At 45.5% G+C, this 25,211-nt stretch carries 31 protein-coding genes; 8 read left to right on the top strand and 23 right to left on the bottom strand.

The features are described from left to right. The first annotated feature begins 75 nt into the window (after window positions 1-75). Complete coding sequence (locus ACP7H9_RS01280; RefSeq protein WP_286823936.1) at window positions 76-1,425, top strand: DUF1329 domain-containing protein; 1,350 nt, start codon at window positions 76-78, stop codon at window positions 1,423-1,425. Between the two features lie 155 nt (window positions 1,426-1,580). Here ACP7H9_RS01280 and ACP7H9_RS01275 read toward each other — a convergent pair whose 3' ends face one another. The 3 genes from ACP7H9_RS01275 to ACP7H9_RS01265 are packed head-to-tail and all read right to left on the bottom strand — an operon-like array spanning window position 1,581 to window position 4,019. Beyond that, on the bottom strand, window positions 1,581-2,450 hold the full coding sequence (locus ACP7H9_RS01275) for an NAD(P)-dependent oxidoreductase (protein WP_286823937.1): 870 nt from the start codon (window positions 2,448-2,450) through the stop codon (window positions 1,581-1,583). 2 nt (window positions 2,451-2,452) lie between these two features. Then, window positions 2,453-3,241, bottom strand: coding sequence for a methyltransferase domain-containing protein (locus tag ACP7H9_RS01270; protein ID WP_439222087.1), 789 nt, complete (start codon window positions 3,239-3,241; stop codon window positions 2,453-2,455). 16 nt (window positions 3,242-3,257) lie between these two features. After that, window positions 3,258-4,019 (bottom strand): Nif3-like dinuclear metal center hexameric protein, encoded by a 762-nt coding sequence (locus ACP7H9_RS01265; protein ID WP_286823939.1) that lies wholly within the window; start codon window positions 4,017-4,019, stop codon window positions 3,258-3,260. A 139-nt stretch (window positions 4,020-4,158) separates the two neighbouring features. On the opposite strand from ACP7H9_RS01265, the gene ACP7H9_RS01260 reads away from it, so the two are divergent. Further along, window positions 4,159-4,578 carry a hypothetical protein gene (locus ACP7H9_RS01260; protein ID WP_286823940.1) on the top strand — a complete coding sequence of 140 codons (420 nt, stop codon included), beginning with the start codon at window positions 4,159-4,161 and terminating at the stop codon, window positions 4,576-4,578. Between the two features lie 47 nt (window positions 4,579-4,625). Here ACP7H9_RS01260 and ACP7H9_RS01255 read toward each other — a convergent pair whose 3' ends face one another. From ACP7H9_RS01255 to ACP7H9_RS01200, 12 genes are all read right to left on the bottom strand, one after another. Next, complete coding sequence (locus tag ACP7H9_RS01255) at window positions 4,626-4,883, bottom strand: DUF3912 family protein (RefSeq protein ID WP_011234625.1); 258 nt, start codon at window positions 4,881-4,883, stop codon at window positions 4,626-4,628. An 83-nt stretch (window positions 4,884-4,966) separates the two neighbouring features. Continuing rightward, the gene (locus ACP7H9_RS01250) at window positions 4,967-5,494 is read right to left on the bottom strand and encodes a DUF3833 domain-containing protein (protein ID WP_439222086.1); all 528 of its coding nucleotides are present in this window, start codon (window positions 5,492-5,494) and stop codon (window positions 4,967-4,969) included. A 1-nt stretch (window position 5,495) separates the two neighbouring features. Continuing rightward, the gene (locus ACP7H9_RS01245; protein ID WP_286830409.1) at window positions 5,496-6,002 is read right to left on the bottom strand and encodes a chalcone isomerase family protein; all 507 of its coding nucleotides are present in this window, start codon (window positions 6,000-6,002) and stop codon (window positions 5,496-5,498) included. 3 nt (window positions 6,003-6,005) lie between these two features. Continuing rightward, on the bottom strand, window positions 6,006-6,248 hold the full coding sequence (locus ACP7H9_RS01240; protein WP_286823998.1) for a DUF2878 family protein: 243 nt from the start codon (window positions 6,246-6,248) through the stop codon (window positions 6,006-6,008). After that, window positions 6,212-6,406, bottom strand: coding sequence for a hypothetical protein (locus ACP7H9_RS01235; RefSeq protein WP_286824000.1), 195 nt, complete (start codon window positions 6,404-6,406; stop codon window positions 6,212-6,214). The genes ACP7H9_RS01240 and ACP7H9_RS01235 overlap by 37 nt, the downstream gene beginning before the upstream one ends. Further along, on the bottom strand, window positions 6,406-7,644 hold the full coding sequence (locus tag ACP7H9_RS01230; RefSeq protein ID WP_286823944.1) for an SAM-dependent methyltransferase: 1,239 nt from the start codon (window positions 7,642-7,644) through the stop codon (window positions 6,406-6,408). Before ACP7H9_RS01230 ends, ACP7H9_RS01235 begins: the two co-directional genes overlap by 1 nt. A gap of 21 nt (window positions 7,645-7,665) precedes the next feature. Further along, window positions 7,666-8,388 carry a DUF1365 domain-containing protein gene (locus tag ACP7H9_RS01225; RefSeq protein WP_286823945.1) on the bottom strand — a complete coding sequence of 241 codons (723 nt, stop codon included), beginning with the start codon at window positions 8,386-8,388 and terminating at the stop codon, window positions 7,666-7,668. After that, window positions 8,385-9,659, bottom strand: coding sequence for an NAD(P)/FAD-dependent oxidoreductase (locus ACP7H9_RS01220; RefSeq protein WP_439222085.1), 1,275 nt, complete (start codon window positions 9,657-9,659; stop codon window positions 8,385-8,387). Before ACP7H9_RS01220 ends, ACP7H9_RS01225 begins: the two co-directional genes overlap by 4 nt. Next, window positions 9,656-10,387, bottom strand: a complete 732-nt coding sequence (locus ACP7H9_RS01215; RefSeq protein WP_439222084.1) for an SDR family NAD(P)-dependent oxidoreductase — start codon at window positions 10,385-10,387, stop codon at window positions 9,656-9,658. Before ACP7H9_RS01215 ends, ACP7H9_RS01220 begins: the two co-directional genes overlap by 4 nt. Beyond that, complete coding sequence (locus ACP7H9_RS01210) at window positions 10,384-10,818, bottom strand: nuclear transport factor 2 family protein (RefSeq protein WP_011234633.1); 435 nt, start codon at window positions 10,816-10,818, stop codon at window positions 10,384-10,386. Before ACP7H9_RS01210 ends, ACP7H9_RS01215 begins: the two co-directional genes overlap by 4 nt. After that, window positions 10,811-12,217 (bottom strand): deoxyribodipyrimidine photo-lyase, encoded by a 1,407-nt coding sequence (gene phrB, locus ACP7H9_RS01205; protein ID WP_439222083.1) that lies wholly within the window; start codon window positions 12,215-12,217, stop codon window positions 10,811-10,813. The genes ACP7H9_RS01210 and phrB overlap by 8 nt, the downstream gene beginning before the upstream one ends. A gap of 2 nt (window positions 12,218-12,219) precedes the next feature. Beyond that, a complete protein-coding gene (locus ACP7H9_RS01200) occupies window positions 12,220-13,155 on the bottom strand; it encodes a YbgA family protein (protein WP_439222082.1) in 936 nt (311 codons plus the stop codon). Between the two features lie 145 nt (window positions 13,156-13,300). Here ACP7H9_RS01200 and ACP7H9_RS01195 point away from each other — a divergent pair, with 145 nt between their 5' ends. The 3 genes from ACP7H9_RS01195 to ACP7H9_RS01185 all read left to right on the top strand — a co-directional run bounded on the left by ACP7H9_RS01195 (window position 13,301) and on the right by ACP7H9_RS01185 (window position 15,255). After that, the gene (locus ACP7H9_RS01195) at window positions 13,301-13,879 is read left to right on the top strand and encodes an LON peptidase substrate-binding domain-containing protein (protein ID WP_114981259.1); all 579 of its coding nucleotides are present in this window, start codon (window positions 13,301-13,303) and stop codon (window positions 13,877-13,879) included. An 88-nt stretch (window positions 13,880-13,967) separates the two neighbouring features. Further along, on the top strand, window positions 13,968-14,588 hold the full coding sequence (locus ACP7H9_RS01190) for a sigma-70 family RNA polymerase sigma factor (RefSeq protein WP_034821078.1): 621 nt from the start codon (window positions 13,968-13,970) through the stop codon (window positions 14,586-14,588). Next, window positions 14,578-15,255, top strand: a complete 678-nt coding sequence (locus tag ACP7H9_RS01185) for a ChrR family anti-sigma-E factor (protein WP_011234638.1) — start codon at window positions 14,578-14,580, stop codon at window positions 15,253-15,255. The genes ACP7H9_RS01190 and ACP7H9_RS01185 overlap by 11 nt, the downstream gene beginning before the upstream one ends. Window positions 15,256-15,299: 44 nt before the next feature. Here ACP7H9_RS01185 and ACP7H9_RS01180 read toward each other — a convergent pair whose 3' ends face one another. From ACP7H9_RS01180 to thrS, 7 genes are all read right to left on the bottom strand, one after another. Next, the gene (locus ACP7H9_RS01180; protein ID WP_011234639.1) at window positions 15,300-15,596 is read right to left on the bottom strand and encodes an integration host factor subunit alpha; all 297 of its coding nucleotides are present in this window, start codon (window positions 15,594-15,596) and stop codon (window positions 15,300-15,302) included. Between the two features lie 3 nt (window positions 15,597-15,599). Then, on the bottom strand, window positions 15,600-17,987 hold the full coding sequence (pheT, locus tag ACP7H9_RS01175; protein ID WP_439222081.1) for a phenylalanine--tRNA ligase subunit beta: 2,388 nt from the start codon (window positions 17,985-17,987) through the stop codon (window positions 15,600-15,602). A gap of 13 nt (window positions 17,988-18,000) precedes the next feature. After that, on the bottom strand, window positions 18,001-18,981 hold the full coding sequence (gene pheS, locus ACP7H9_RS01170) for a phenylalanine--tRNA ligase subunit alpha (protein ID WP_011234641.1): 981 nt from the start codon (window positions 18,979-18,981) through the stop codon (window positions 18,001-18,003). 123 nt (window positions 18,982-19,104) lie between these two features. Beyond that, window positions 19,105-19,458 carry a 50S ribosomal protein L20 gene (rplT, locus tag ACP7H9_RS01165; protein ID WP_011234642.1) on the bottom strand — a complete coding sequence of 118 codons (354 nt, stop codon included), beginning with the start codon at window positions 19,456-19,458 and terminating at the stop codon, window positions 19,105-19,107. 13 nt (window positions 19,459-19,471) lie between these two features. Then, window positions 19,472-19,669, bottom strand: coding sequence for a 50S ribosomal protein L35 (rpmI, locus tag ACP7H9_RS01160; protein WP_011234643.1), 198 nt, complete (start codon window positions 19,667-19,669; stop codon window positions 19,472-19,474). A gap of 73 nt (window positions 19,670-19,742) precedes the next feature. After that, window positions 19,743-20,288: a translation initiation factor IF-3 gene (infC, locus tag ACP7H9_RS01155; RefSeq protein ID WP_011234644.1), complete on the bottom strand. Its 546-nt coding sequence runs from the start codon at window positions 20,286-20,288 to the stop codon at window positions 19,743-19,745. A gap of 19 nt (window positions 20,289-20,307) precedes the next feature. Next, complete coding sequence (gene thrS / locus ACP7H9_RS01150) at window positions 20,308-22,224, bottom strand: threonine--tRNA ligase (RefSeq protein ID WP_439222080.1); 1,917 nt, start codon at window positions 22,222-22,224, stop codon at window positions 20,308-20,310. A gap of 166 nt (window positions 22,225-22,390) precedes the next feature. On the opposite strand from thrS, the gene ACP7H9_RS01145 reads away from it, so the two are divergent. Continuing rightward, window positions 22,391-23,284: a DMT family transporter gene (locus ACP7H9_RS01145; protein WP_439222079.1), complete on the top strand. Its 894-nt coding sequence runs from the start codon at window positions 22,391-22,393 to the stop codon at window positions 23,282-23,284. Window positions 23,285-23,317: 33 nt separating this feature from the next. Continuing rightward, window positions 23,318-23,527, top strand: a complete 210-nt coding sequence (locus tag ACP7H9_RS01140) for a CPXCG motif-containing cysteine-rich protein (RefSeq protein WP_011234647.1) — start codon at window positions 23,318-23,320, stop codon at window positions 23,525-23,527. Here the strand turns inward: ACP7H9_RS01140 and ACP7H9_RS01135 are convergent. Continuing rightward, the gene (locus tag ACP7H9_RS01135) at window positions 23,521-24,144 is read right to left on the bottom strand and encodes a riboflavin synthase subunit alpha (RefSeq protein WP_439222078.1); all 624 of its coding nucleotides are present in this window, start codon (window positions 24,142-24,144) and stop codon (window positions 23,521-23,523) included. The two genes, ACP7H9_RS01140 and ACP7H9_RS01135, sit on opposite strands and share 7 nt — an antisense overlap. 31 nt (window positions 24,145-24,175) lie before the next feature. Here ACP7H9_RS01135 and ACP7H9_RS01130 point away from each other — a divergent pair, with 31 nt between their 5' ends. Next, entirely contained in the window at window positions 24,176-25,210 is a 1,035-nt protein-coding gene (locus ACP7H9_RS01130) for a DUF3080 domain-containing protein (RefSeq protein WP_439222077.1), read from the top strand. Window position 25,211: the final 1 nt, after the last annotated feature.

Here is a 25,211-nt window from a genome sequence, read left to right as displayed (position 1 = left end):
TCGTTAAAGTATTGCTTGAGAGGTCAGTCCTCTGGCAAAGTGATGTTGGAAAGTAGAACAACAAGGAAAATTATAATGAATAAACTGATGCTAAAAGCTGGCGTTTTTGCCATATCGGTGATTTCCGCGAGCGTTGCGGCTAAAGTATCACCAGAAGAAGCCGCACGGCTTGGTCAGGACCTAACCCCTATTGGTGCTGAAAAAGCGGCAAATGCCGACGGCTCTATCCCCGCCTGGGATGGTGGTTACTCCGATCACGCGGTTGAAGTTGTTCGCGGTAATGACCCGTATGCTGATGATAAACCTTTGTTTACCATCACTCACGATAACCTGGATGAGCACAAAGAACATCTGAGCGAAGGCCAAATCGCGATGTTCGATAAGTACTCAGACTATAAAATGATTGTGTATCCAACCCGTCGTTCGGCAACCTATCCGGACGAACTTTGGCCTAAAATTAAATCCAACGCAGAAAATGCAGAAATGGTTGCCGGTGGTAACGGAGTCGAAAACTTTGATACCACCATTCCGTTCCCTATCCCGGAAAATGGGTTAGAGGCTGTATGGAACCATATTACTCGTTACCGTGGCGGTGCAGTTACTCGTAACGTAGCGCAGTTCCCGGTTCTGTCTAATGGTAACTACACCACAGTAGAACTTAAGGAAACCCTGGTATTCCCTGAGTACTTAGAAACCGGTCGCCAGGAAGCTGACGACAACGTTCTGTTTTATTTTATGCAGGAAGTTGAAGCTCCTTCTCGCTTAACCGGTACGGTTTTGCTGGTTCATGAAACCATTAACCAGGTAAAAGAAGGACGTCGCGCATGGATTTATAATGCCGGTCAGCGTCGCGTTCGTCGTGCACCTAACGTTGCTTATGACGGACCAGGCACTGCAGCAGATGACCTACGTACTTCTGATAACCTGGATATGTACAACGGTGCACCAGATAAATACAACTGGGAATTAAAAGGTAAGAAAGAAGTTTATATTCCTTACAACAACTTCAAGATCATGGATCCTGAACTGAGTTATGACGAAATCATTAAAGCTGGTCATATGAATCAGGACTTGATCCGTTATGAAAAACACCGTGTTTGGGTGGTTGAAGGTAGTCTTAAAGACGGTGAACGCCATATCTACTCTAAGCGTACAATGTACCTTGATGAAGATACCTGGACAGCGTCACTAGTTGATCACTACGACGGACGCGGTGAACTATGGCGTGTTGGTGAAGCTCTGAATACTCAGTTCTATAACCAGGACGTTCCGTGGATGGCTGCAGAAGCGTTATATGACTTAGACTCTGGACGTTATATTTCTCTGGGTCTGGGTAATGAAGAGAGTACTTACATGGAATGGGATATTTCTCCAAACCGTGAAGACTTCAGTACTAACGCATTACGCCGTAAAGGCTTCAGATAAGCCAATACTGCTAAAACGGAAAAAGGAGACTCATTTGAGTCTCCTTTTTTAATGTCCGTAGCCTGGTGAGTTCTATGTAGCTTGACGTTATTACGTAAGAAGGCAGCAGCATCGCGGTTGTTACGGATCACCTCACCTGATGCAATAGCATCAGGCTACTTTTCCAGACGAGCCAGAAGACTCGATGTATCCCAGCGACTGCCACCCATTTTCTGAACGTCAGCATAGAATTGGTCAACTAATGCAGTCGCCGGCAGCGACAAGCCCTGACGGTCGGCCTCAGCCAAGGCTATTTTTAGATCTTTACGCATCCAGTCTACAGCAAAGCCATGCTCGTAGTGGTTATCCCACATGGTTTTATAGCGATTTTCCATCTGCCAGGAGCCTGCAGCGCCCTGACTAATAGCCGCAATAAGCTTATCAGGATCTAAGCCGACTTTACGTGCCAGTTGAAGCCCTTCAGACAAGCCTTGCAAAACGCCGGCAATACAAATCTGATTGACCATTTTTGCTAATTGTCCACTACCGGCAGGCCCCATCAGCTGACGAGTTTTGGCATAGCATTGGAAAAGCTCGTCCGCAGCTTCAAAAGTGTGTTGTTCACCACCCACCATCGCCGTTAGAACACCGTTTTCTGCTCCGGCCTGGCCGCCTGAAACCGGCGCATCTAAAAAACTGCCCTGCTTTTCATTTACGGCTTGTTCCAGCTCTCGTGCCAATTCAGCAGAGGCCGTAGTGTGGTCAACAACAACAGCTCCGGGTTTTAAATTCGCCAAGATGCCGTCATCACCATAAAATACACTGCGTACATCGTCATCGTTACCAACACAAACCATAACAAAGTCAGCTTCTTTAACCGCTTCAGCCGGCGTTGGTTCGCAGCGTCCGGAGTATTCCTTTGCCCATTTTTCGGCTTTAGCCTGAGTGCGGTTATAAACCGTTACCTTATGATCCGCTTTTTGTAAGTGACCGGCCATTGGGTAACCCATAACGCCTAATCCAATAAATGCACATTGCTTTGACATAGTCATTCCTCCTGACAATTCGGTTTTTCTATAAGCCAGTGTTGATAACGCCCCAGCTCACGATAAGGGGACATTTGATTATATTTCATCTCCAGTGCCAGCAACTCATCAAACCGTTGCTGATGAGTTAGGTCGCGTAAGTAGTCATGAAAACAACGAACACCGGTCTTTTGCTGTACCTTTAAGCCCTCGGCCTTTAGCCAACCATCAACCTGTTCCGGTACCGCCGGGTTTTGCGGGCTTAAGCGTACGGTTTTCTTCACCTTCAGTCCGCGCTCAATATAATCAAAGTTGCCGTAAATGGCATTGGCAAAAAGCTTGGCATGGTAGTTATAGAACATTAGCGAAAGCTTGCCGCCAGGCTTTAATAATGAAGCCAATTGATGAATGGCGAGCTCGGTATCTGGCAGCCATTCCAGCACGGCATGGCAGAGAATAATATCGTATTGACTTAGCGGCTGCTGATTAGCAAGCTCCGTTAAGCTGGCTGAAACATATTTGCACTTATGCCCCAGGCCTGCCGCTTTGTGATGGCGCTCAGCTTCTTCAACCATTTCGGTTGAAAGATCAGAATGCACGACCGCAAAGCCTTTTTCCTGAAACCACTGGTTTACCTGACCAAGGCCGGCTCCTACATCAAGCACTAAACATGGCTCAGTCGCTAACAGCGGCGCTAAATCGCGCTTGAGCACCTCAACCCTGAGTTGCCCTTTAGTGGTGTCATAAATGGATTTAGAGAACTTTTGGCTAATGCCGCTAAAATCGCCACGTTCTTGTTTCTTTTTATTCATTAAAGGCTTCTTTTCATCAGGCGGGACTGTCAATGTCAATAAACTTAACATCCAGTTCAAACTGATTTGCTAAGTGCTCGCCCAGCGCTTTTGCGCCGTAACGCTCGGTGGCGTGATGCCCGGCAGCAAAAAATGCGATACCCTGCTCGCGGGCACTGTGAATAGTCGGCTCTGAGACTTCACCGGTAATAAAGGCGTCGACACCAAGCAGGGCCGCCCGGTCAATAAAACCTTGCCCGCCACCGGTGCACCAGGCAACTTTCTTAATTTTGTTTAAGCTATTCACGCGACAAACCAGCGGCCGCTCTAACCGTTGCTCTAATTCACTGGCAAATTCATCGCATGAAACGGCTTTAGCTAACTGACCGGTTACCAGCGGGCATGCCGGATCAGAAGGATCCACCGGCCCATCGAATTGCCAATTCATCAGTTTGGCCAACTGCGCATTGTTTCCCAGTTCAGGATGAACATCGAGTGGTAAGTGATAGGCAAATAAATTGATATCATGCTTCAACAACTGCTGTAAGCGCCGCTTTTTCATTCCGACAACTTCCGCCGGTTCGCCCTTCCAAAAATAGCCGTGATGAACCAAAATCGCATCGGCGTTCTCGTCGACTGCTCTGTCAACCAACGCCTGGCAAGCGGTTACCCCGCTGACTACTTTGCGGATCTCAGATTTACCCTCTACTTGCAGTCCATTGGGACAGTAATCTTTAATCTGCTCACTGTTTAATAGCTCATTAAGATAATTCTGTAATTCATTTCTATTTATCGGCATATCTAAAAACCAAATTGCTTTGCTGAATGGCCTCAGTTTACCCGAAATTAGACAATAATCCGAAAAAACGGTATAAACGAATAGCGAAGCATTTTTATACAATACTTTTAAACCAAACCTTGAATAAAGGAACACTTGAATGAGCAACCTGGACAAAGATAAGGTAATCGCTGAATATACGGAAGCTTATCAAAAAGCTCACGGTAAAAAGCCTAAAATTGAAAGCAGTAACGGCTGGTATAGCGTTGATGGAGGCAAAAATGTACGCCTGAGTCAATTAGCTGACGACGCAAAAGCGCTTGGTAAAGAGAAAAAGGCTGCGCCTAAAAAGTCGGAGTCGAAGAAAACGGAGCCTAAAAAAGCAGAAGCCAAAAAGCCTGCGGCTAAAAAAACTGAGACTAACAAGCCAGCAGCTAAAAAGCCTGCTGCGAAGAAATCTTCAGCTAAGCAATCTCCAGCGAAAAAATCCAGCTCTGGCGGCTTAACCGCAAAAGAACTGTGGAAGCAAAAGTTAGAAGCTAAAGACAGTGATTGTCGTTTACCCCGAGGCAGTGCGTAAGCCACCGCTAGAAGTAAAAAAAGCGACCTTCATGGTCGCTTTTTTCGTTATAGGACGTCCGGATTTTTGCCGGCAACGCGGTCTATTGGAACTCTAATTTTACGATAACGATGCACTAAAAAGTCGCTACGTTTGAAAATGACTTTTTCAGAACCAAAGTCAGCCTGAGACACCAGGAAGCGGTCGTTATCCAGTGTTTTTGCTATAATTCCTAACTTCCCCTGATGCGGTCCACGCTTAATAAAAATCGTCTGCCCTTGTATGCGGGGGTTGTTATAAGAAAATGTCGGATAATTAATTGCCACTGCCGTTTCCCTAAACCTTATAAGGCTATATCAATATCAGGATTATACTCCTATTATCGGTCACCGACAGAGATTCTTGATATTTATTTCTTACCAATATAGAGCGTTATCTCACCAACAGGGAAGCCCCATTTAGACATGTCGGTACGATTGATTATATTGTTCTCATCAATAAGATACAGCCAGTCATCCAGCGTCAATACCAGTGGCTCGCCGTCTACCACAACTTCCAGTTGATACTCCCAGTTAAGAACATTGCCTGCTGTTGTACCTTTAGCAACACCTTCAACATCGTCTGCACGCCCTTCATAACTATTCGGGCCAGTTTTCGTTATGTGCCAGACGCGTTGCTGCTCACGACCATCGGCATAAGTAAAATGTTCATCAAGAACGCCTTCGTTACCTTCCCAGGTACCTGTCATGGTTACCTCGAAACGCTGAATTACTTCACCGCTGTAGTCCTGAACCATACCGTAAGCAACCAGTTCACCGTTAAAGAACTCTTCAAGCTTTAACTTCGGCTCTGCTGATTTATAGGCATCAATGCCGGTTGAGCACGCCGCAAGTAAACTGAGTAAAACAGTAAAACCTAAAACCTTTAAAGCCTTCATTTTATTTCTCCCCAATGAGTTCATTGCGCTCAGATTCAAAGCGGCTATTTTCCGACAGCCAAATAGCTAAAAACTGCTCGGTAAAATCTTTATCTTCAATTTCACCCAGCAACTTATCGCCTTGGTAAAATTCTGCTGTTCCATCTTTCTTTTCAACTAAGAGCAGGCAGTCGCCCTCTTTAATGTCAGGCCAGATGGAGTCCAGTTTTTCCAGCCATTGCTCATGTTTATCGCTATTCAGCTCCAGCTTCTGCCATTCTTCTTCCGTTGTTTCTATAAGATCTTTCGCCTTAATATCACGCAGGTACTCCAGTAACAGAGCTTGTCGTTCGTCCTGTTGATACTTACCTGAAGGGCTATATAAAGTGGCGTCATAAACGTCCCAGAAATACACACTGAGCCGAGTTTGCCCAACTTTAGAAAAGTCATCGGGTACGGAATCGGTGCATTCAGTGGCATAGGAACTAAGGCTGAAAAGCGCAATAATTCCGCATAAAATGAATCTCATACTCTACACTCCCTGTTCTTTCTTAGGTGACATGGAAAAAACAAAATACGCCATCATTAGTCCCCATACGGCGGCATAACAGGCAATAACAATGGGCATTGAGTCAACGGTTGCTGCATTAAGCTTTATTCCTGCAACATAGCTTAAGGGGCCTGAAACGGCACCGAGCAGGATCGCAACTATGGGTTTAGGTGCAAGCCAGTCCAGTGCTACCGGCGCCATAGATGAAAAACCCAGCCACAGCATGACCAGCCACAAAGGAAAGTATCCTCCGGCAAAATCGATAACGCCCAGGCTAATAAAACACCGCTAAGCACAATATAGTTCTCGCGGCCGGAAACAGCACTTAACCAAAGCGCATTGAACAGAACAAAACTGACAATTTTATGCTGAATAGAAGTCATTAGTAGGCCTGCGATTTGCTGGCGGTAACCTGAACAACCGATACCCGTTGTTCCAGAAAGCCGCCTTCACAATAGCTGAAATAGTAATTCCAAAGTCTGGAAAAGCGTTCATCGTAGCCAAGCTTTTCGAGCTCGCTTTCGTGGGCGTTAAACCGTTCTTCCCACTGTCTCAGGGTTTTTGCGTAACTCAGACCAAAGTCGTGCACGTCACGTACAACCAAGTCGGTGTAGCGTGTAAACAGTTGCGTCATCTGGCTTAAAGACGGAAGGAAACCACCGGGAAAAATATGCTTTTGAATAAAATCTACAGAGCGAGCATAGGATTTCGCTCGTTGGTCGGCAATGGTGATAGCCTGTAACGACATTCTTCCGTCTTCTTTTAACAGTTTGTTGCAGGTTTTGAAGAAGGTCGGTAAGTACTCCTTTCCTACCGCTTCTATCATTTCAACCGAGACCAACTTGTCGTACTGCCCTTCTAAGTCACGGTAGTCACGCTTCAACAGTTCAATTCTGTCGGACAAGCCCGCCGCTTCAACTTGCTGCTTAGCGTACTGAAATTGCTCATCTGAAATTGTCGTCGTTGTTACCCGGCAACCATAATTTTTTGCCGCATAAATGGCCAGACCGCCCCAACCTGTGCCTATTTCCAGCAAGTGGTCTTGCGCTTTTAAATCAAGCGCATCGCATAAGCGCTGCATTTTATTGCACTGAGCTTGCTCCAGTGAATCTGTGGACTCTTTAAATAAGCCACTGGAATACTGCATTGCGCTATCAAGAAAACGGGTATAAAGCTCGTTACCCAGGTCATAGTGGGCTGATATATTCTTTTTTGCCTGTCCTTTATGGTTACGATTACTCCAGTGCTGGTATTTGTTAAAGGGAAAAGTTAACCAGGCCAGTCGCGTTTCTAGTTTATCTAAGGCCGGTAAGTTACGGGCAAAAATACGAATAACCGAGGTTAAATCGGGAGTATCCCAATGCTTATCAATATACAACTCGGCTGCACCAATACTGCCACCAGTAACCAGGCGACGGTAAAAAGACGAATCCTTCACGTCAATTTCAGCGTTCAGGTCTTTATCGGGATGCCCGAAAGTTTCAATGAACGTGCCTTTCTCTTTTATCGTCAACTGCCCATACTGCAAATGAGCTAGTAGCTTAAAAGCGATAGTACGGAAAAGCTTATCCAACACACCATACTGAATAGGCGCTACCATAGTTGTTTCACCACTGGACATACAAACTGCCTTCTAATTATTTTAGTTACCAGGGTTTCCGTAAAATGGAACCCGCTTGATAAAAAGCTTTAACGCCTGCCAATAAATGCCCCCAATAATTTTCAGAGCCATAACAGGTGTTGTTCTTAATACGCGGTAAACTTCACTACGGTTTAGCGGTTGTCTATTTAATTTCATGCCAGCAACAAAATCTTTCTCTTGCTGGTGGGCGCTTAGAGTGATTTTTAAACTCTCGGTGGGTGGCTCTATCTGCCAGTGGTAGGTCATATCCATAGGGTTAAACGGAGAAACGTGGAATTGTTTGACAGTTTCCGGAGACTCTTCTGACAAGTCGACCAAGTAATAATGGCGTTGCAGCCAGGGCGTATTGCTGACTTCAGCTAGCATGTACGTATATTCGTCGTTCTCCTGCCGAAGAAAATACAAATTAATGGGGCTAAAAAAAATTCCAAAGGTGCGTAAGTTACCGACAAACAAAACCTGACCGGCTAAATCTTTTCCGGTAAGGGAGGACATTTTCTTCAGTGCCGCCTGCTGTAAACTGCCCTCTTCATCTTTCAGATAGTCTTTTCGACGAAACCAAAGGGGAGCAAAATTGTTACAGGATAACCAGCGACTTATAGAGTTGACTTGGTCGAGTTCAGATAAATCGATACACCATTGTTGAAAACGGTAATTAAAAGCGTGATGTTTGGGTCGATGTCTTACATGAAAAACATCGCCCCAATAAATGGCGCTCTTCATGAGTTATCAATCGCAGCAGTATTCAAACGGTTAACAACATCAATGGCACTTCTTACGCCGTCTTCATGAAAACCGTTATACCAATAAGCGCCAACAAAATGAGTACTATTTTTGCCACAAATTGCATTTCGTTCTGCTCTGGCTTTTAAAGACTGAACGGAATAATGCGGGTGTTCATAGGTAAAGGTTTTAATAATCTCATCAGAATCAATGGCAGCTGTATTGTTCAATGTAACGCATACGGTTTTATCACACTGCAACCCTTGCAGAATATTCATATTATAAGTCACTGAACTGGGTTGTTCTTCTGCTGCATTATCTTCTCTTAACAGGTAGTTCCAACTTGCCCAGGCACGTCGGTTTCTGGGTAACAAATTCTCGTCTGTATGCAGAACAACCTCATTCGGGCAATATTTTATCTCACCAAGAATACGTTTTTCGTCGGGGCTGGCATCGTCAAGTAAAGCAAGCGCCTGGTCACTGTGACAGGCGAAAACCACTTCATCAAAATACCGTTCCTCGCCATTACTAAAAACAAGAACAACCTGTTCCTGTTGGCGCTTAACCGCAACAATGTCACTGTTTAGCTCAAGCCGTTCTTTAAACGGTTCGGTCAGCATAGGAATGTACGCGTGAGAACCACCAACCAGCGTGTGCCACTGAGGACGGTCGCTAACATTCAATAACCCATGGTTATCAAAGAAACGTAAGAAAAAGCCCAGAGGAAAGTCCTTAGCATCGGCCAGACTTGCAGACCATATAGCCGAAACCATTGGTAATAAGTAGTAATGCGAAACCGATTCCGGAATATTGTGTCGAGTGAGGAATTCTGCCAAGGTGACATTGTCCGCCTCGCTGACATCCTCTTCTAACGCATTTTTCGCGGCAGCATTAAACTTCAAAATACCCTGTAACAAACGGTAAAAAGACAAGCTAAACAAGTTTTTTCGCTGCGCAAAAAGTGTATTAAGGTTATGTCCGTTAAACTCCAGTCCCGACTTAGGATCACGTACACTAAAGCTCATTTCAGTGTCGCGCCAGGCCACATTCAGCTCTGTTAACAGGCGTTTAAAGCGTGGGTACGTTTTATCATTAAAAACAATAAAGCCTGTGTCCACAGCATACATACTGCCATTAATTTTCACATCACTGGTACAGGTATGCCCGCCAATATAGTCATTTTTTTCAAATACACTGACTTGATGTTCACGACTTAAATAATAAGCACTGGTAAGGCCCGCAATACCACTTCCAATAACGGCTATCTTCATGACGACTGCTTCCTTGCCATTTGTTCTGATAATTCCACTTGTAAGCCTTCCGGCAAAATAGACATTAACTTCAGAAGGCTACTAAATAGCCACGGAAATGCGATGTCCCTTTTGTTCTTATCAATACCTTTTATTATTGCCTTAGACGCAAATTCAACGTCAACGCGCATTGGCATTTCAAAATCATTGGCATCAGTCATCGGTGTTTTCACAAACCCAGGCGATACGGTTTGAACTTTGATTCCCTGAGGTTTCAAATCAACTTCCAGACCCCGGGCAATATAGTGCATTGCTGCTTTTGAGCCACCATAAGCCTGAGCCCGGGTAAACGGGAGAAGTCTCGCCAGACTGTCAACAATGACCAGGCGCGCTTGGTCATTGAACTGAGGAAGTAAAGCTTCCACGCAATTCATTGTGCCGAACACATTCACTTTAAACACCCGCTCGAACATGTCCGCATCGAACGCTTTAACGTCGAGGTATTCACACACCCCCGCGCACAGTATGGCGACATCAATATCGTTAATTTGCGCTAACGCATTTTTTGCCGACTCTTTGTCGGTAATATCAAAGGCGCTGCAGGTTATTTTTTCAGGGTATTGTTTTTGTACCTCTGACAGTGCGTCGTTATTCCTTCCACACACAACAACGTCATTGCCATCGGCTGCGTAATCCAGAGCCAGCTGACGCCCAATACCTGATGAAGCTCCAGTAATTAAGACTTTCATTCGTCTGTTAGCCTATTTTTAATTTTATCAATGACATAACCGACTAGCGGTACGTGTTCATAAAGCATTGCGCCAAGGTCGTAATAATCTCTTTGTTCTCTGATTTTGCCGTCTTCAAAGGTTAAATATGAAACTCCCGGCAGAATAATTTCCATGCCATTGGCAAGCTTGGGGTGTGCGTAGCGCATCTGCCAAGTTAGAAACGCCTGTTCTTCTCCGACGCATTCATCGTCAAAAGCAAAGTGACAATACTCAACGTTTTCCATTGTGTGTTTTAGATACTTGCGAAAATCATCCAGCCCGACAACATGTTGTATTGGATCAGTAAACGAAATTTCGTCATGGTATAACTCATCCAGGTCATCAAGGTTTTCGGTTTTCAGCTCATCGTAGAATTCTTTGAGTTTTTCGACTAATTCACTGTTATCCATTTTTCACCTGCTTAAACGTTGTTAAGAATCGTTCACGAGCAAATTTGTGCTCGACCATGGGTTCGCAATAGTTATTACTGCTTTGTTGCTGAAGCCAACTATGAGGCCAGTGAATATACTTTGTTGGTACTTCCTTAAGCTCGTCTACCCATTTACGAATGTACTGCCCGTCAGGATCAAATTTCTCACTTTGCTTAACCGGATTAAAAACACGAAAATACGGAACGGCGTCAGTTCCGACCGAAGCACTCCATTGCCAGCCACCGTTGTTTGCCGGAAAGCTACCGTCAATTAAATGCTGCATGAAAAAGGCTTCACCTTTTCGCCAATCCACTAATAGATCTTTTACCAGAAAATTGGCTGTGATCATTCTTAAGCGGTTGTGCATCCACCCGGTTGATGTCAACTGACGCATTCCGGCGTCAACTATTGGATACCCGGTACGACCATCACACCAACGTTGAAAAGCATCATCGTCCTCTAACCACTGAATGCTGTCAGTTTCAATCTGAAAGCTTTCCCCTTTTGATAAACGCGGCACAAAGTACATTAGATGCTGATAGAACTCTCTCCAGGCCAGCTCGGTTAGCCAGGTATCGGCACCGGAAGCAAGTCCAAACGGAAACTCCGGCGAAAACTTGTGTAATGCCCGAGCAGCGGTCTGCTGCCCGATAACCCCCTGCGCCAAATAAGCGGAAAGTTGTGAGGTTCCGTTTTCAGCCGGCAAGTCTCTGGCTTGTTGATAATCATCAACACTGTGGCCGACGAATTGCCCTAATTTCCCCAGAACTTGTTGCTCGCCGGCATTCCAGTCAGATGAGTCTTTTCTCTCCAGCGGGCATTCAGGGAGCCCTTTTGTGGCTACCGGAGAAAAAGATTTAATTTGCAGCGGTTCGCTGTAGGCTTTTTCGCTTAATACTTGTCGCCAACGCCGGTTAAAAGGCGTGAACTTTTTGTAGTAGTCACCTTGTTGTGTTCTAACCTCTCCGGGCGCCACCAACAAGTTGCCATGATGCGAAACCAATTCGATATCATCATTGCTTAGTACCGCATTGGTAGCTGCGTCTCTACGCTTTTCATCCAGCGCATATTCCGCATTAATATGTACCCGGCCAATTCTATTTTCCCGGCAGAAGGCTCGTAAAGCTCCCGGAACCTGACTGAATTTGGATACTACTTGCACTTGCAGTTCAATACCCTTTTCGGCTAGTTCCTGCTGCAGACAGTCTAAGTTTCGCCAAACAAAATCTACTTTTATCGGTGCCCAGTCATGGCTTTTCCAGGTTTCAGGGCAAACAAAAAATATCGCCAACGGTGGCTCATCGCCCTGGCATGCAGAAAACACGGCCGGGTTATCTAATATTCTTAAATCACTACGAAACCAAATTGCTTCTCGCATCACTAAAGCCCATAACGTAATTTTAAATCATCGGGATACGGAGTCAGATACCATTGCCCTTCTAAGTACTCTTTCGGAAACTCGCGCAAATAATGCCGTATTAACGTTAGAGGAGACATCAGAGGGAGAATGCCATCGTGATACTGCAGAATGATATCGCTCAGCTCTTCTCGTCTTTCATGAGCAAGATCCGCTTTAAAATACCCCTGAATATGTTGGAGCACGTTGGTGTGGTTCTTGCGCGACGCCGGTTTTGATAAAGCATCCATCACATCAATGATATATTGCTCTGCGAAGGCACTGTCGATGCTTTCCTGTTCCCCCAGGCGTTTACCCAACTCGCGGTACCGCTGCTGATTATGAGCTAACAAAAGTAGCTTGCAGCGCTGGTGAAACTGCAAAAGCTGATGTTTGGAAAGTTTTTGTGTCATTTCTTTCCATTGACTAAACACATAAACCCGCATCACAAAGTTTTCACGTAAATGCGGGTCATTGAGCCGACCATCTTCCTCCAACGGCAAAGCGGGATTCTTCTCTTTTAGACGCGCGGCAAAAATTCCCATTCCTGCATTTTGAGCATGCCCTGTTTCCGGATCATATAACTTGACCCGCTCCATACCGCAGCTGGGAGATTTCGCGCATAGAATATAGCCACTTAACTGTTCTACTTTCACCTGAACCTTATCGGCAAAGGCAGCTAGCTGTGACGTAACATTTTCACCGGTTTTGGGCACTACCGCCTGTACATCGTCATGTTGCTCAAGGCGAATAGTCGGTCTTGGCACCGGCATTCCAATACCAACTTCCGGGCAAAACCGTACCAGTTCAATGTGTCGACTTAATTCATCAACACAGAATGCGGACTTCTTGTGTCCCCCGTCAAACCGGACCTCGTCGCCCATTAAACAGGAACTAATACCCACTTTTAACTTTACCATTTTAACCCCTGTTGAATTTCACTGATGATAATGTACGGTATATCGATAAAAATAGTTTGGCATTTATTCGATAAAAAAGATCCAACCAGACCCACCTCAACGTAATGTTTCTTAATTGTTCAAACTACTAGCCAAATGAGGTTATATGCAGCAGTATCAGCAGTTACCGCTATTCCCGCTTACCTCGCATATAATGCCGGGCGGACGCATGAAATTGAAGGTGTTCGAGCCGCGCTACACCAGGCTGGTAAAAGAGTGTCTGCAAAATAACAGTGAGTTTGTGGTGGCCATGTTTAACAACGAACATGCAACGACATCAAGCGATTACCTTCTTCCTTACGCCACCACCGTGAAAATTATTGATTTTGAACCAAGAGATGATGGCTTACTCGGTATAACCGTTGAAGGGAAAAGTCGGGTTCGTATTGACGAGCATTGGTCTGAAAGCGATAAATTAAGGTTTGGGAAAATAGAGTACCTCGAAAACTGGCCTGAACTTTCTCTGGATAACGCAGCCGATAAACTCAAGACTCGATTACAGGAAGCTTTTGAGACCTACCCGGAACTTTCCGAGTTGTTACCTGATCTCGGCTACGAGAAGCTTGACTGGGTTTGTTCAAGGTGGCTTGAAATACTGCCTCTGGACGTCTATACAAAACAAGAGCTGATAAGATGCGAAAGTTGTCTAAAAGCAAAAGAATATCTGTTAGACTTAATTCGTTAATTGAGTAAACATTCTGCCATCTGGGTGATCCATTTTCTCAACACCCCGTAATAGTTAGAACATTGTGTGAAAAGAAGCAGGTCTAATTATGCAAATGGTGTCAGAAAGAACATCGAAACGGGGGTCTATGGCTACCACCCAGACAGACGCTGCCGAGAAAGCAGCGGAACTGCTGGCAAAGATTGCAGAAAATAGAAATCGCGCTGCCTTTAGTGAACTCTTTAGGTTATTTGCACCAAAACTACAATCTTACGCTACAAGACAATTTGGTAATGAACAAACGGCTATGGATCTCGTCCAGGAAACCATGACTAACGTCTGGCATAAAGCTCACTTGTTCAAGCCTGACCGTGGCTCTCCTTCTACTTGGATATTTACCATAGCTCGTAACATCCGCTTCGATTTGCTTCGTAAGAACAAAAAACGCAAAGATGATATCAGTGCTGATGAACTCTGGCCGATTCTCTCCGAGCAGAACGATAGCCTCGATGACGGTTACGCATTGGATCACGATGTTCTGATGCAGGAAATTTCTTTTTATTACGCTCAATTGCCCGATGCACAACGGGTTGTTATTGAGAAGATTTATATTGAAGGTAAATCTCAGCAGGAAGTCTCTGACGCTCTGGGAGTACCTTTAGGGACAATTAAGTCCCGAACTCGTCTAGCATTAAAAAAATTGAAAGAGTTGATAGTCGATGATGATTAAATCACACCCAGGCGAAGGCCTTTTATATCAATACGCCTCTGGCGATCTTAGCGCGGCAATGACGTTAGTTGTCGGCACACACATCGATATGTGTAAAGCCTGTCGTCAAACCGTGTGTGAGATTGAGCAGAAGCTGTGTGAAGAAAATTTGGATACATTGGTTAGTGTTGCCAGTACAACAATGAGCAAGTCTCAGTGTGACCAAATGCTGGAAGCCATTTTCGCGTCTTCTGCATGTAACAAACAAGCACACCAACCGAATGAGATGCTCTCTCTGGAAGGTCGTCGTTTTACACTGCCTCGTACCCTGGCGCACAATAGTCACCGCATTGGTGAGTGGTCGAAACTGGTCGGTAAACTCTGGCGCGCACCATTAACTCTGGACAATGGAAATCAGACGAACTTGATTTACATGGCACCAGGCGCAAAACTCCCTGAGCATACGCATAAAGGAAAAGAAGCGACGCTGGTTATTGATGGTGTTTTTAATGACGAGCAGAGCGAGTACCGGGACGGTGATTTTATTTTGTTAGACCCCAGTCGTACCCATACTCCGGAAACTCAGGATGAAGACTGCTTAACTCTGGCTACGCTGGACGCGCCCTTGCATTTTACTTCAGGCATCAGCCGGTTACTGAATCCCTTTAGCCAGCTCTTCTTTCGTTAATTTCCGGCGCCTAAGTACAGACTCAAATAAAAAAGAACCCGAGGTTAATCCTCGGGTTCTGCGTTTTCGACTCGACTTTTAAATTTCTGACCAGGTTTGAAGGTGACAACCCGACGCGCTGAAATAGGAATTTCCTCGCCCGTTTTCGGGTTACGCCCAGGGCGCTGATTTTTAGTTCGCAGTTCAAAATTGCCAAAACCTGACAACTTCACCTGCTCGCCTCTTTCCAAAGCAACTCTGATTTCTTCAAAAAAATCTTCAACTAACACTTTGGCATCTTGTTTACTAACACCGTATTTGTCGAACAGCACTTCTGCCAGTTCTGCTTTGGTCAGCGCCATAGTTTAATCCCTCAATGTTGCATTAAACTCACTCTTTAATGTCTCAATAAATTTAGTCATAAGCTCAGTGACTTCCGCTTCTTCCAAAGTTTTGTCGCTGTCTTGCAAAGTAACGGATAGAGCCAAGCTTTGTTTACCTTCTGCCACACCATCACCGATGTAAACGTCAAACAAGTTTAGGTCAACTAACTGTTTTACGCCAACATTTTCCATCGCAGCTATCAGCTCACCTGCCGCAAGGTCCTTATCAACCACAACAGCAAGATCGCGACGAATAGATGGATAACGAGATACCGGCTTAGCTTGCGGTAAAGGTCGCTCAGTCACGACTGATAACGCCAGTTCAAACACAAAGGTGCGCTGGTTAAGCCCTAAAGCCTTATCAAACTTGGGATGCAAAGCGCCGATATCACCGACTTTTTCAGAGCCGCGGTAAATTGCCGCTGATTGCCCCGGGTGCAGTGCCGGATTTTGCGATGCAACAAAACGGAAGGCCGCAGCATTGCCTGTTTGAGCCAACAAAGCTTCAACATCACCTTTTACATCGTAAAAATCAACCGGACGGTCACCTTCCGACCAATGCTCTGAATGCGCTTTACCAGAACGTATACCGCTGATAACCGCTTCCTGACGAACACCGTTTTCAGCTGACTCGTCTGGAATAAAACGCAAACCCGTTTCTACGAAAGCCAGCACAGACTGCTGACGCTTCTGATTATGAGCAACCGCGCCGACTAATCCCGGCCATAAGCTTACACGCATAGAAGACATATCAACCGAAATTGGGTGTGGCAAAGTTAGCGCTGCGGTTTCATCAAACATCAGTGCCTGATGTTTTGGATCAACAAAGCTGTAGGTTATCGCTTCCTGATAACCACGGCTGACCATAGCATCCACCAGTTGATGGGTACTAAGCTGGCTTTCTTTGCGCTCGGTCATACGCAGTTGCGCTGCCGGCGGTGCAGCATGAATTGAGTTGTAACCGTAAACCCGGGCAACTTCTTCAATTAAGTCTTCTTCAATGCTCAAGTCAAAACGGTATGACGGAATGCCCACCTGCCACTGTTCACCGTCAAATGAAACATCGAAGCCTAAACGCTCAAGAATTTCAGTGACATTGTCATTAGCAATGCTGACACCCAGTACTTTAGCCAATCGGTTCGCTCTTAACGTAATGCCGTCACGCTTAGGCAAAAATGCTTCTGCAACCGCTTCGGTTACCGGTCCTGCATCACCACCGCAAATCGCCAACAATAATTCTGTCGCTCTTTCCATTGCCGTACGTTGCAACTGAGGGTCTACGCCGCGCTCATAACGATGTGACGCATCTGTATGTAGACCGTAACGGCGTGCTTTCCCTAAGATGGCATCTGGCGCAAAGAACGCGCTTTCCAGAAAAATATTTTTGCTGTTTTCTGTTACACCACTATTTTTACCACCGTAGACACCCGCCATGGCTAGTGCTTTTTTCTCATCAGCAATAACCAGAGTATCGTCGTCCAGCTCAACCTCTTGATCATCAAGCAAAGTAAGCTTTTCTTTAGGCTTGGCTAAGCGAACATCGATGTCCCCTTCAAGTGAATCGAGGTCAAATGCATGCATGGGGTGACCCAGTTCAAGCAACACGTAGTTAGTGACGTCAACTACCGGGTCAATGCTACGAATACCGCTGCGTCTTAATTTTTCTGTCATCCATACCGGCGTTGGGCGAGTTAAATCGACACCTTTGATAACGCGGCCTAAATAACGCGGACACTGCTCAGTAGCAGACAAAGTAATGCTTAGCGTATCTTCAATACTGGCCGCTACTTTGTTGCTCTCTGGTACTTTAACATCCAGACGGTTCAACACACCCACTTCGCGTGCAATACCACGAATACTCAGACAGTCACCACGATTCGGAGTTAAGTCGATATCGATGCTGTTGTCGTCAAGTTGCAGGTATTTACGGTAATCTTCTCCAACCGGAGCATCAGTCGGAAGCTCAATAATACCATCATGCTCATCAATAAGGCCCAGCTCTTTAAACGAGCACAGCATACCGTTTGACGGCTGACCGCGAAGCTTCGCTTTCTTAATTTTAAAATCGCCGGGCAATACCGCCCCAACTTTAGCAACCGCGACCTTAATGCCTAAGCGGCAATTGGACGCTCCGCAAACAATATCCACCGGCTCGTCTTCACCAACGTTAACTTTGGTCACTTGCAGTTTATCTGCGTCCGGGTGAGGACCACATTCAATCACTTCACCAACCACGACAGTATGGAATTCATCGGCAACCGGCTCAACAGCATCTACTTCAAGACCTGCCATGCTGAGCTGTTCACTCAATTCATGACTGCTGATGTCGGGGTTAACCCATTCCCTTAACCATTGTTCACTGAATTTCATTGCTTACTGCCCGTTAGTTAAATTGTTTGAGGAAACGCAAATCGTTCTCGAAGAACGCACGTAAGTCATTCACGCCGTAGCGCAACATGGTAAGACGTTCAACGCCCATACCAAACGCAAAGCCGGTGTACTTTTCCGAATCAATGCCTACCGCCTTCAACACGTTTGGGTGCACCATGCCGCAACCTAAAACTTCTAGCCATTTACCATCTTTACCCATCACATCAACTTCTGCCGAAGGTTCGGTAAATGGGAAGTACGAAGGTCTGAAACGCACCGTCAGCGACTCTTCGAAAAAGTGATTCAGGAAGTCTTCTAAAATTCCTTTTAATTGGGTAAAGCTGACGTCGGTATCAACCATTAACCCTTCAACCTGATGAAACATCGGTGTGTGGGTCTGGTCGTAGTCATTCCGGTAAACCCTTCCTGGAGAAATGATCCGCAGTGGCGGTTTTTCATTTTCCATAGTACGAATTTGTACACCAGAAGTTTGCGTACGCAGCATTGTTGAGGGGGTAAAATAAAACGTATCGTGGTCGGCTCGTGCCGGATGATTCGCCGGAATATTCAACGCATCAAAGTTATGAAAACCGTCTTCTACTTCCGGGCCTTCTTTTACGCTAAAGCCTAAATCACCGAAAAACTGTTCAATACGGCGAATGGTCTGAGTTACCGGATGCACTCCGCCTACCGCTGAATGCCGTCCGGGTAAAGTAACGTCTATGCGTTCCGCTTCCAGCTTTTGCGCTAATTCAGCCGCTTTCAATAGCTCTTTACGAGCATTGATACTGGTCTGAACTTGTTGCTTGGCTTCATTAATTTTTTGTCCGGCTTCCCGGCGCTCAGACGGATCTAACTTACCTAAGCCTTTTAAAAGCTCAGTGAGCTGCCCTTTCTTGCCCATATACTCGACGCGGACTTCGTCTAACGCAGTCGGTGAATCTGCGGCCGCAATGGCCGATTCAGCCTGCTCAACAATTTGCTCTAGCTGCATCGTATCCCTCAACAACACAAGATAAATAATAAAGGCGCTATGATAGCGAATTTTCAATGAAAAAGGGAGCCAATTGGCTCCCTTCTAAATCTGTTTATTCGAACCCATAAAGGTTTTGAATAATTACAGTGCGCCTTTTGCTTTCTCAACCAAAGCGGCAAAACCGTTTTGATCATGAACAGCGATATCGGCTAAGATTTTACGATCGATTTCAATAGATGCTTTTTTCAGACCATTGATAAAGCGGCTGTAAGACAGACCGTTTTGACGAGCCGCAGCATTGATACGAACAATCCACAATTGACGGAATTGACGTTTTTTGTTGCGACGGTCACGGTATGCATATTGACCTGCTTTAGTTACTGCCTGGACCGCTACGCGATAAACGCGACTACGGGCACCATAATAACCTTTCGCCTGCTTCAGGACTTTTTTGTGACGCGCTCTCGCGATTACACCACGTTTTACTCGTGCCATTTGCTATCTCTCCTTATGCGTACGGTAACATGCGAACGACTAATTTAACGTCGGCCTCATGGACCATGCTCTTAGCGCGAAGCTGACGCTTACGCTTAGGGCTCTTCTTAGTCAGAATGTGACGCAAGTGAGATTGCTTGCACTTAAAACCACCAGAAGCAGTCTTTTTAAAGCGCTTGGAAGCGCCCTTGTTCGATTTCATTTTTGGCATGAAATTAAACTCCGCATTGTTGATAAAAGTGTGAAAGGGTGAGCCTGACAATCAGACTACTTGTAAACCACGATCACTTCTTGTTGGGTGCCAAGACCATAATCATCTGGCGCCCTTCGGCACGTCTTGGGAACGACTCAACAATTGAGATTTCTTCTAAATCGTTTTTAACGCGATTCAGCAATTCAATGCCCAACTCTTGGTGTGCCATTTCCCGGCCACGGAAACGGATAGTGACTTTAGTTTTGTCACCTCCCTCGAGGAAACGACGCAGGTTGCGCAGTTTTACCTGGTAGTCGCCCTCATCAGTACCAGGTCGGAACTTAACTTCCTTGACCTGAATCTGTTTCTGTTTTTTCTTCTGCTCTTTCTGTTCTTTACTCTTTTCAAAGAGGAACTTGCCGTAATCCATCAAGCGGCAGACTGGTGGTTCTGCGTTAGGGCTCATCTCCACCAAATCAACACCAGCTTCCGCTGCTGCATCAAGAGCCTCGTTAATACTGACGACACCAGCTTGTTCACCATCGGTTCCGATTAAGCGAACTTCATCAACGCCTGTAATTTGTTCGTTGATACGGTTTTTATCTGCAGCTTTCTGAGTTCTTTTTCCGCCTTTAATGGTTTATTCCTCCAAACAATTAATCAATTTTGCGAGTACGGACTTCGTCCTCTACACGAGTAATGAAGTCTTCTAACGGGAATTTGCCCAAGTCTTCACCACCACGTGTACGTACCGCAACCTCACCAGCTTCGACTTCTTTGTCGCCGACAACCAGTAAATATGGAACACGTTTTAATGTGTGTTCACGGATTTTAAAGCCTATCTTCTCATTTCTCAAGTCGGCTGATGCACGAATTCCCTTTTCGTTCAGGGTTTTGACAACTTTTCGTACATAATCGCTTTGATTATCCGTGATATTCATTAACACAACTTGCGTTGGCGACAACCACAACGGGAAGTTCCCTGCATACTCTTCAATAAGAATACCCATGAAACGTTCAAGTGATCCCAAAATAGCGCGGTGAATCATAACTGGCGTGTGTCGCTCGTTATCTTCGCCTACGTATGTGGCACCTAAACGCCCTGGCAACGCAAAATCAAGCTGTATTGTACCACATTGCCACGCTCTGCCCAGACAATCGAACAAAGTAAATTCTATTTTCGGGCCATAAAATGCACCTTCACCCGGTAAATAAGAAAAATCGATGTCATTATTTTTCAAAGCCTGAGCTAGTGCAGTCTCCGAGCGGTCCCATGTGGCATCGTCGCCTAAGCGTTTTTCAGGGCGGGTTGAAAGCTTCACATCGATGTTCTCAAAACCAAAGGTTTTGTAAGTTTCGTACACCATTCTGATGCAACCCGCGACTTCTTCCTGAACCTGCTGTTCGGTACAGAAAATGTGTGCATCGTCTTGTGTGAAACCACGAACACGCATCAGACCATGCAACGCACCTGAAGGTTCATTACGGTGACAACTGCCAAATTCCGCCATGCGTAACGGTAAGTCGCGGTATGACTTTAAGCCCTGATTAAAGATTTGAACATGTCCCGGGCAATTCATCGGCTTAACAGCATACTCGCGATTTTCCGATGACGTGGTAAACATCAGTTCTGAGAATTTCTCCCAGTGCCCCGACTTTTCCCACAATACCCGGTCCATCATCATCGGACCTTTGACTTCCTGATATTCGTACTCGCGCATTTTTTCGCGAATGTAAGTTTCTAATTCACGGAAAATGGTCCAGCCATTGTGATGCCAGAACACCATACCCGGCGCTTCTTCCTGCCAGTGGAATAAATCCTGAGCTTTAGCAATTTTACGGTGGTCGCGCTTTTCCGCTTCTTCTAAACGCTGTAAATAGGCTTTTAACTGTTTTTTATCTGCCCAGGCCGTACCGTATATACGCTGCAACATTTTGTTGTCAGAGTCACCACGCCAGTATGCTCCGGCCATTTTCATAATTTTGAAATGCTGACAAAACTTCATGTTGGGTACATGCGGACCACGACACATGTCGATATATTCTTCGTGGTGATAGAGCCCAGGCGTTGCATCGGTTGGGATGTCTTCGTCCAGAATTTCTATTTTATAAGGTTCATGGCGCTCTACGAAAGTTTCACGGGCTTCTTTCCAGCTGGCTTTTTTCTTTATAACGGCATATTCCGTTTTAGCCAGTTCTTTCATCCGCTTTTCAATCTTCTCAAGGTCTTCCTGAGTGAAAGTGTGATCAACGTCAATATCGTAGTAAAAACCGTTATCGATGACCGGGCCTATTGCCATTTTTGCGTCTGGCCACATCTGTTTAACAGCATGCCCCATTAAATGAGCACAAGAGTGACGAATAATATGCACGCCGTCGTCATCTTTTGGTGTCACAATTTCAATGCGGGCATCATGTTCAATGAGTTCACAGGCATCAACCAGCTCACCGTCAATACGGCCAGCAACTGTTGCTTTCGCAAGGCCAGCACCAATATCGGCGGCAACTTCCATAATGCTTACAGGTTTATCGAATTCGCGTTGACTTCCGTCAGGGAGAGTAATTACAGGCATGAAACTTCCTTTCCAACCAGTGGTGACACCTACCAAGTGCCACGTGCTCTATTTTGGTTTTATCTGCTTTATAGAAAAAACCTACGAAATTTTTGCGTTCGGTACCATCGAACGCGAGACGCTACTATAATCGACCGCTTACATTTGAGCAACCGCCGAGCCTGTTTTGACATCAGACATTACCGGAGAGTTAACCGGACAACTTGCCGCTTTATTAGCCGCTGCCTTCTGGGCTGTCGCCACCGTGTTGTACCACCGCGCCGGTAGCCACTTCTCGCCCTTACAAATGAACTTAGTTAAAGGCGTTGTTGCGACTCCCCTGCTTTTGACTATGAGTTTGTTGCTGGGTAACTCGTTAGAGCTAAGCTCAGGCCTGTGGTTACTCGCGTTAAGCGGCATTATAGGTATTACCATTGGCGACAGTTGTCATTTTGCCGCGCTGCGTCGTTTAGGCCCCTGGCACGCTATGTTGTTGGAGTATCTCGCACCACCACTGGCTGCATTCATGGCCTGGGTGTTTTTAAGTGACGGTTTATCCACCATTGAAATTACCGGTGCGGTCATAACCTTAAGCGGTGTTCTGTGGGTCGTTACTGAAAAAGCTCCGGACAAACAGCCTGCGCTTTCATTATCAGGTATATTCTTCGGCTGCGGCGCCGCGCTCTGTCAGGCTACCGGTTTAGTCATGGCTTTTGCGGTGCTCATGCAATCCCGCGTAAACGCTATTGATGCGGCATTTGTGCGTCTTGCCGCCGGCTCTTTTTTACTCGCCATAATTGTCGGACTTTCGAAACGAGGCGCGTACAACGCAATCATAAAACAAGTTCGCTCTATTAACCCTTTGCCGCTACTCGGCGCCATTGTATTCGGTACGTTCCTGGCTATTTGGTTACAGCAAATATCTATCGCCAATATCAACCCGGGCCTAACCCAGACTTTACTCTCCACCGCTCCACTCTTTTTAATACCGATATCTTTACTGAAAAAACAACGAATTACCCCACGTTCTATAACCGGAGCGTTAATCTCATTGGGCGGAGTCAATATTTTATTTCTATAGTTACAAGCAAGACTTGATAGGAACGAGTGAATTATGAACGAAGAAAATTTACAAAGTGTGCCGGTGAAATGCCCGCATTGTGGGCACAATACCTTTCTAGATATTGATGCCTCGGAGGGAAATCAGGACTACCAGGAAGAATGTGCTGCCTGCGGTGATCTCATTCATGTTCAGTTACAAGTTGATGAAGTTAACCAGCAGGCGCGAGTGAAGGTCGACGGGAACGATGAGCAGTTTTACTGACGTTTAGCCAGCACACGCTCAACTGTTTCAACAATAGTGATGGTTTGCTGATCAAGTTCGATATTCAGACTGTCACCCACCTGCGTTGATTCCAAATTGGTCAGGCGCAAAGTTTCCGGAATTAAATGCAGACTAAAGCAATTAGCTTCAACCTGACCTACCGTCAAACTGGCACCGTTAACCGCAATAAACCCTTTGGCAAACAAGTATGGGGTGTATTGCTCTGGTAGTTCTATCCACATAGCAACGTTATTCTCAGAGGTATCAATTTTAGTCACTTTGCCCTGGCAGTGAATATGACCTGAAACCGCATGTCCGCCAATTTCATCGCCCACTTTTAGTGACCGCTCCAAATTAACTTTGTCCCCCTCACCTAACAGCCCCAAATTTGTTAGCCGCAGGGTTTCATCAATGACGTCAAAGTGCACCTCAGTATCGCTGAATTCGACCACGGTTAAACAGCAACCATTTATGGCAATACTTGCACCAATAGCCAGGTTTTGTAGAAATTGGGGTTCAGTTTTAATAACCAGGTGTCGAAATGTCTTGTGATCAGAAACTACTTGGTCGGAGACTGAAAATATCGTAGCTTGGGTTTGAACAATACCTGTAAACATCGATAAGAACCTTGTTGCAAGGAATAATACAATGAAGCGAAGTGTACTGATTTTCCGTTCTTTTGGCTATGCGTTAGTCGTTTTAGGGTTATCGGCCTGCTCAGATGATCAGGGTCTAACGGAATACGCAAATGAACTGCATAACCGAGTCCAAAGTACACTCAAACTCCCCAATAACTCAATAGATGCCCCTAAACCTCAACTCCAGTATCCGGCCAAGCGCGCACTAACCCGAAATATTGAAAGAACAAGCATGGGCTTACTGGAAAGCCTTAGGCTTAATCATTGCCAGTTAGGCCAGCTAATAGCTGAAAACAACAGTTCACTGGGAAAGCTAAAAGATGGGTTTAGCCGCTATCATGCTGACCTCAGCATGATTCAGGCACTGAAGAAATGCATTGAGCATCCTGACTCAGCCAATGTTAAAGACAAATTGAAAGAAGCATTAGTGCATAAGAAATCACAACTGCAGAACAGCCTGGCAAATGCCTTTGCCCGTGACGACGGGTTGAGAAAAGCTCTTTCTATAGGTAATAACTCTTTACCTAAAATACATGTGACGGAGTACAACTACGCTGTGAATGCGCTGGAGCGATTTACCCGCATTTTAGAGCGTTGGAACTACACAAAAGAAGCAGATGCCCCCGATGAGCTAATAGAGATGCTCGGTCGTTTAGAACGCAGCGACTACCTTCCTGACTTGTTCCGTACTATGCTAGATTACTCTTATAAACTGGAGAAAATGACCGAGCTGCTGCCTGAAGTTCCTAAGTCAGTTTATTGTCAAAATGGAAAAGTGCCAGATGACGCATTAGCGCTAAAAGAAGCTTTTAACGCCATTTACCTCAAAGAAATGCAAGGTGACATAGCAGAATTGATTGAACAACATCAGCGCTTACTCATGACTCTGGACAACCTCGCAGGTATAGCACCTCAACCGGAGCTAAAATCCTACATTGCAGAACTCGGTACACTCAGTAAAAAACTAACCGATGCGTCAGTGTATTTTGTGCGCCCATGGCAAAAGTTCTACAGCGCCTGTGACTTTACACCAGGGCTCGATTAGA

This window comes from Idiomarina sp. ST20R2A10, from assembly GCF_051842345.1.
Taxonomy (GTDB): Bacteria; Pseudomonadota; Gammaproteobacteria; order Enterobacterales; family Alteromonadaceae; genus Idiomarina; species Idiomarina loihiensis.
This window is presented reverse-complemented; position numbering and strand designations above follow the sequence as displayed.

What these genes read in the sequence shown, in the direction of transcription:
- ACP7H9_RS01265 (WP_286823939.1), bottom strand. Translation starts at nt 4,019, where the DNA reads ATGCCGATAAATAGAAATGAATTACAGAATTATCTTAATGAGCTATTA.
- ACP7H9_RS01190 (WP_034821078.1), top strand. Translation starts at nt 13,968, where the DNA reads ATGCAAATGGTGTCAGAAAGAACATCGAAACGGGGGTCTATGGCTACC.
- ACP7H9_RS01275 (WP_286823937.1), bottom strand. Translation starts at nt 2,450, where the DNA reads ATGTCAAAGCAATGTGCATTTATTGGATTAGGCGTTATGGGTTACCCA.
- ACP7H9_RS01215 (WP_439222084.1), bottom strand. Translation starts at nt 10,387, where the DNA reads ATGAAAGTCTTAATTACTGGAGCTTCATCAGGTATTGGGCGTCAGCTG.
- ACP7H9_RS01270 (WP_439222087.1), bottom strand. Translation starts at nt 3,241, where the DNA reads ATGAATAAAAAGAAACAAGAACGTGGCGATTTTAGCGGCATTAGCCAA.
- ACP7H9_RS01180 (WP_011234639.1), bottom strand. Translation starts at nt 15,596, where the DNA reads ATGGCGCTGACCAAAGCAGAACTGGCAGAAGTGCTGTTCGACAAATAC.
- rplT (WP_011234642.1), bottom strand. Translation starts at nt 19,458, where the DNA reads ATGGCACGAGTAAAACGTGGTGTAATCGCGAGAGCGCGTCACAAAAAA.
- ACP7H9_RS01260 (WP_286823940.1), top strand. Translation starts at nt 4,159, where the DNA reads ATGAGCAACCTGGACAAAGATAAGGTAATCGCTGAATATACGGAAGCT.
- ACP7H9_RS01280 (WP_286823936.1), top strand. Translation starts at nt 76, where the DNA reads ATGAATAAACTGATGCTAAAAGCTGGCGTTTTTGCCATATCGGTGATT.
- ACP7H9_RS01140 (WP_011234647.1), top strand. Translation starts at nt 23,318, where the DNA reads ATGAACGAAGAAAATTTACAAAGTGTGCCGGTGAAATGCCCGCATTGT.
- ACP7H9_RS01130 (WP_439222077.1), top strand. Translation starts at nt 24,176, where the DNA reads ATGAAGCGAAGTGTACTGATTTTCCGTTCTTTTGGCTATGCGTTAGTC.
- thrS (WP_439222080.1), bottom strand. Translation starts at nt 22,224, where the DNA reads ATGCCTGTAATTACTCTCCCTGACGGAAGTCAACGCGAATTCGATAAA.
- rpmI (WP_011234643.1), bottom strand. Translation starts at nt 19,669, where the DNA reads ATGCCAAAAATGAAATCGAACAAGGGCGCTTCCAAGCGCTTTAAAAAG.
- ACP7H9_RS01200 (WP_439222082.1), bottom strand. Translation starts at nt 13,155, where the DNA reads ATGGTAAAGTTAAAAGTGGGTATTAGTTCCTGTTTAATGGGCGACGAG.
- pheS (WP_011234641.1), bottom strand. Translation starts at nt 18,981, where the DNA reads ATGCAGCTAGAGCAAATTGTTGAGCAGGCTGAATCGGCCATTGCGGCC.
- ACP7H9_RS01185 (WP_011234638.1), top strand. Translation starts at nt 14,578, where the DNA reads ATGATGATTAAATCACACCCAGGCGAAGGCCTTTTATATCAATACGCC.
- pheT (WP_439222081.1), bottom strand. Translation starts at nt 17,987, where the DNA reads ATGAAATTCAGTGAACAATGGTTAAGGGAATGGGTTAACCCCGACATC.
- ACP7H9_RS01195 (WP_114981259.1), top strand. Translation starts at nt 13,301, where the DNA reads ATGCAGCAGTATCAGCAGTTACCGCTATTCCCGCTTACCTCGCATATA.
- ACP7H9_RS01250 (WP_439222086.1), bottom strand. Translation starts at nt 5,494, where the DNA reads ATGAAGGCTTTAAAGGTTTTAGGTTTTACTGTTTTACTCAGTTTACTT.
- ACP7H9_RS01235 (WP_286824000.1), bottom strand. Translation starts at nt 6,406, where the DNA reads ATGACTTCTATTCAGCATAAAATTGTCAGTTTTGTTCTGTTCAATGCG.
- ACP7H9_RS01245 (WP_286830409.1), bottom strand. Translation starts at nt 6,002, where the DNA reads ATGAGATTCATTTTATGCGGAATTATTGCGCTTTTCAGCCTTAGTTCC.
- ACP7H9_RS01135 (WP_439222078.1), bottom strand. Translation starts at nt 24,144, where the DNA reads ATGTTTACAGGTATTGTTCAAACCCAAGCTACGATATTTTCAGTCTCC.
- ACP7H9_RS01220 (WP_439222085.1), bottom strand. Translation starts at nt 9,659, where the DNA reads ATGAAGATAGCCGTTATTGGAAGTGGTATTGCGGGCCTTACCAGTGCT.
- ACP7H9_RS01210 (WP_011234633.1), bottom strand. Translation starts at nt 10,818, where the DNA reads ATGGATAACAGTGAATTAGTCGAAAAACTCAAAGAATTCTACGATGAG.
- ACP7H9_RS01230 (WP_286823944.1), bottom strand. Translation starts at nt 7,644, where the DNA reads ATGTCCAGTGGTGAAACAACTATGGTAGCGCCTATTCAGTATGGTGTG.
- ACP7H9_RS01225 (WP_286823945.1), bottom strand. Translation starts at nt 8,388, where the DNA reads ATGAAGAGCGCCATTTATTGGGGCGATGTTTTTCATGTAAGACATCGA.
- phrB (WP_439222083.1), bottom strand. Translation starts at nt 12,217, where the DNA reads ATGCGAGAAGCAATTTGGTTTCGTAGTGATTTAAGAATATTAGATAAC.
- ACP7H9_RS01240 (WP_286823998.1), bottom strand. Translation starts at nt 6,248, where the DNA reads ATGCTGTGGCTGGGTTTTTCATCTATGGCGCCGGTAGCACTGGACTGG.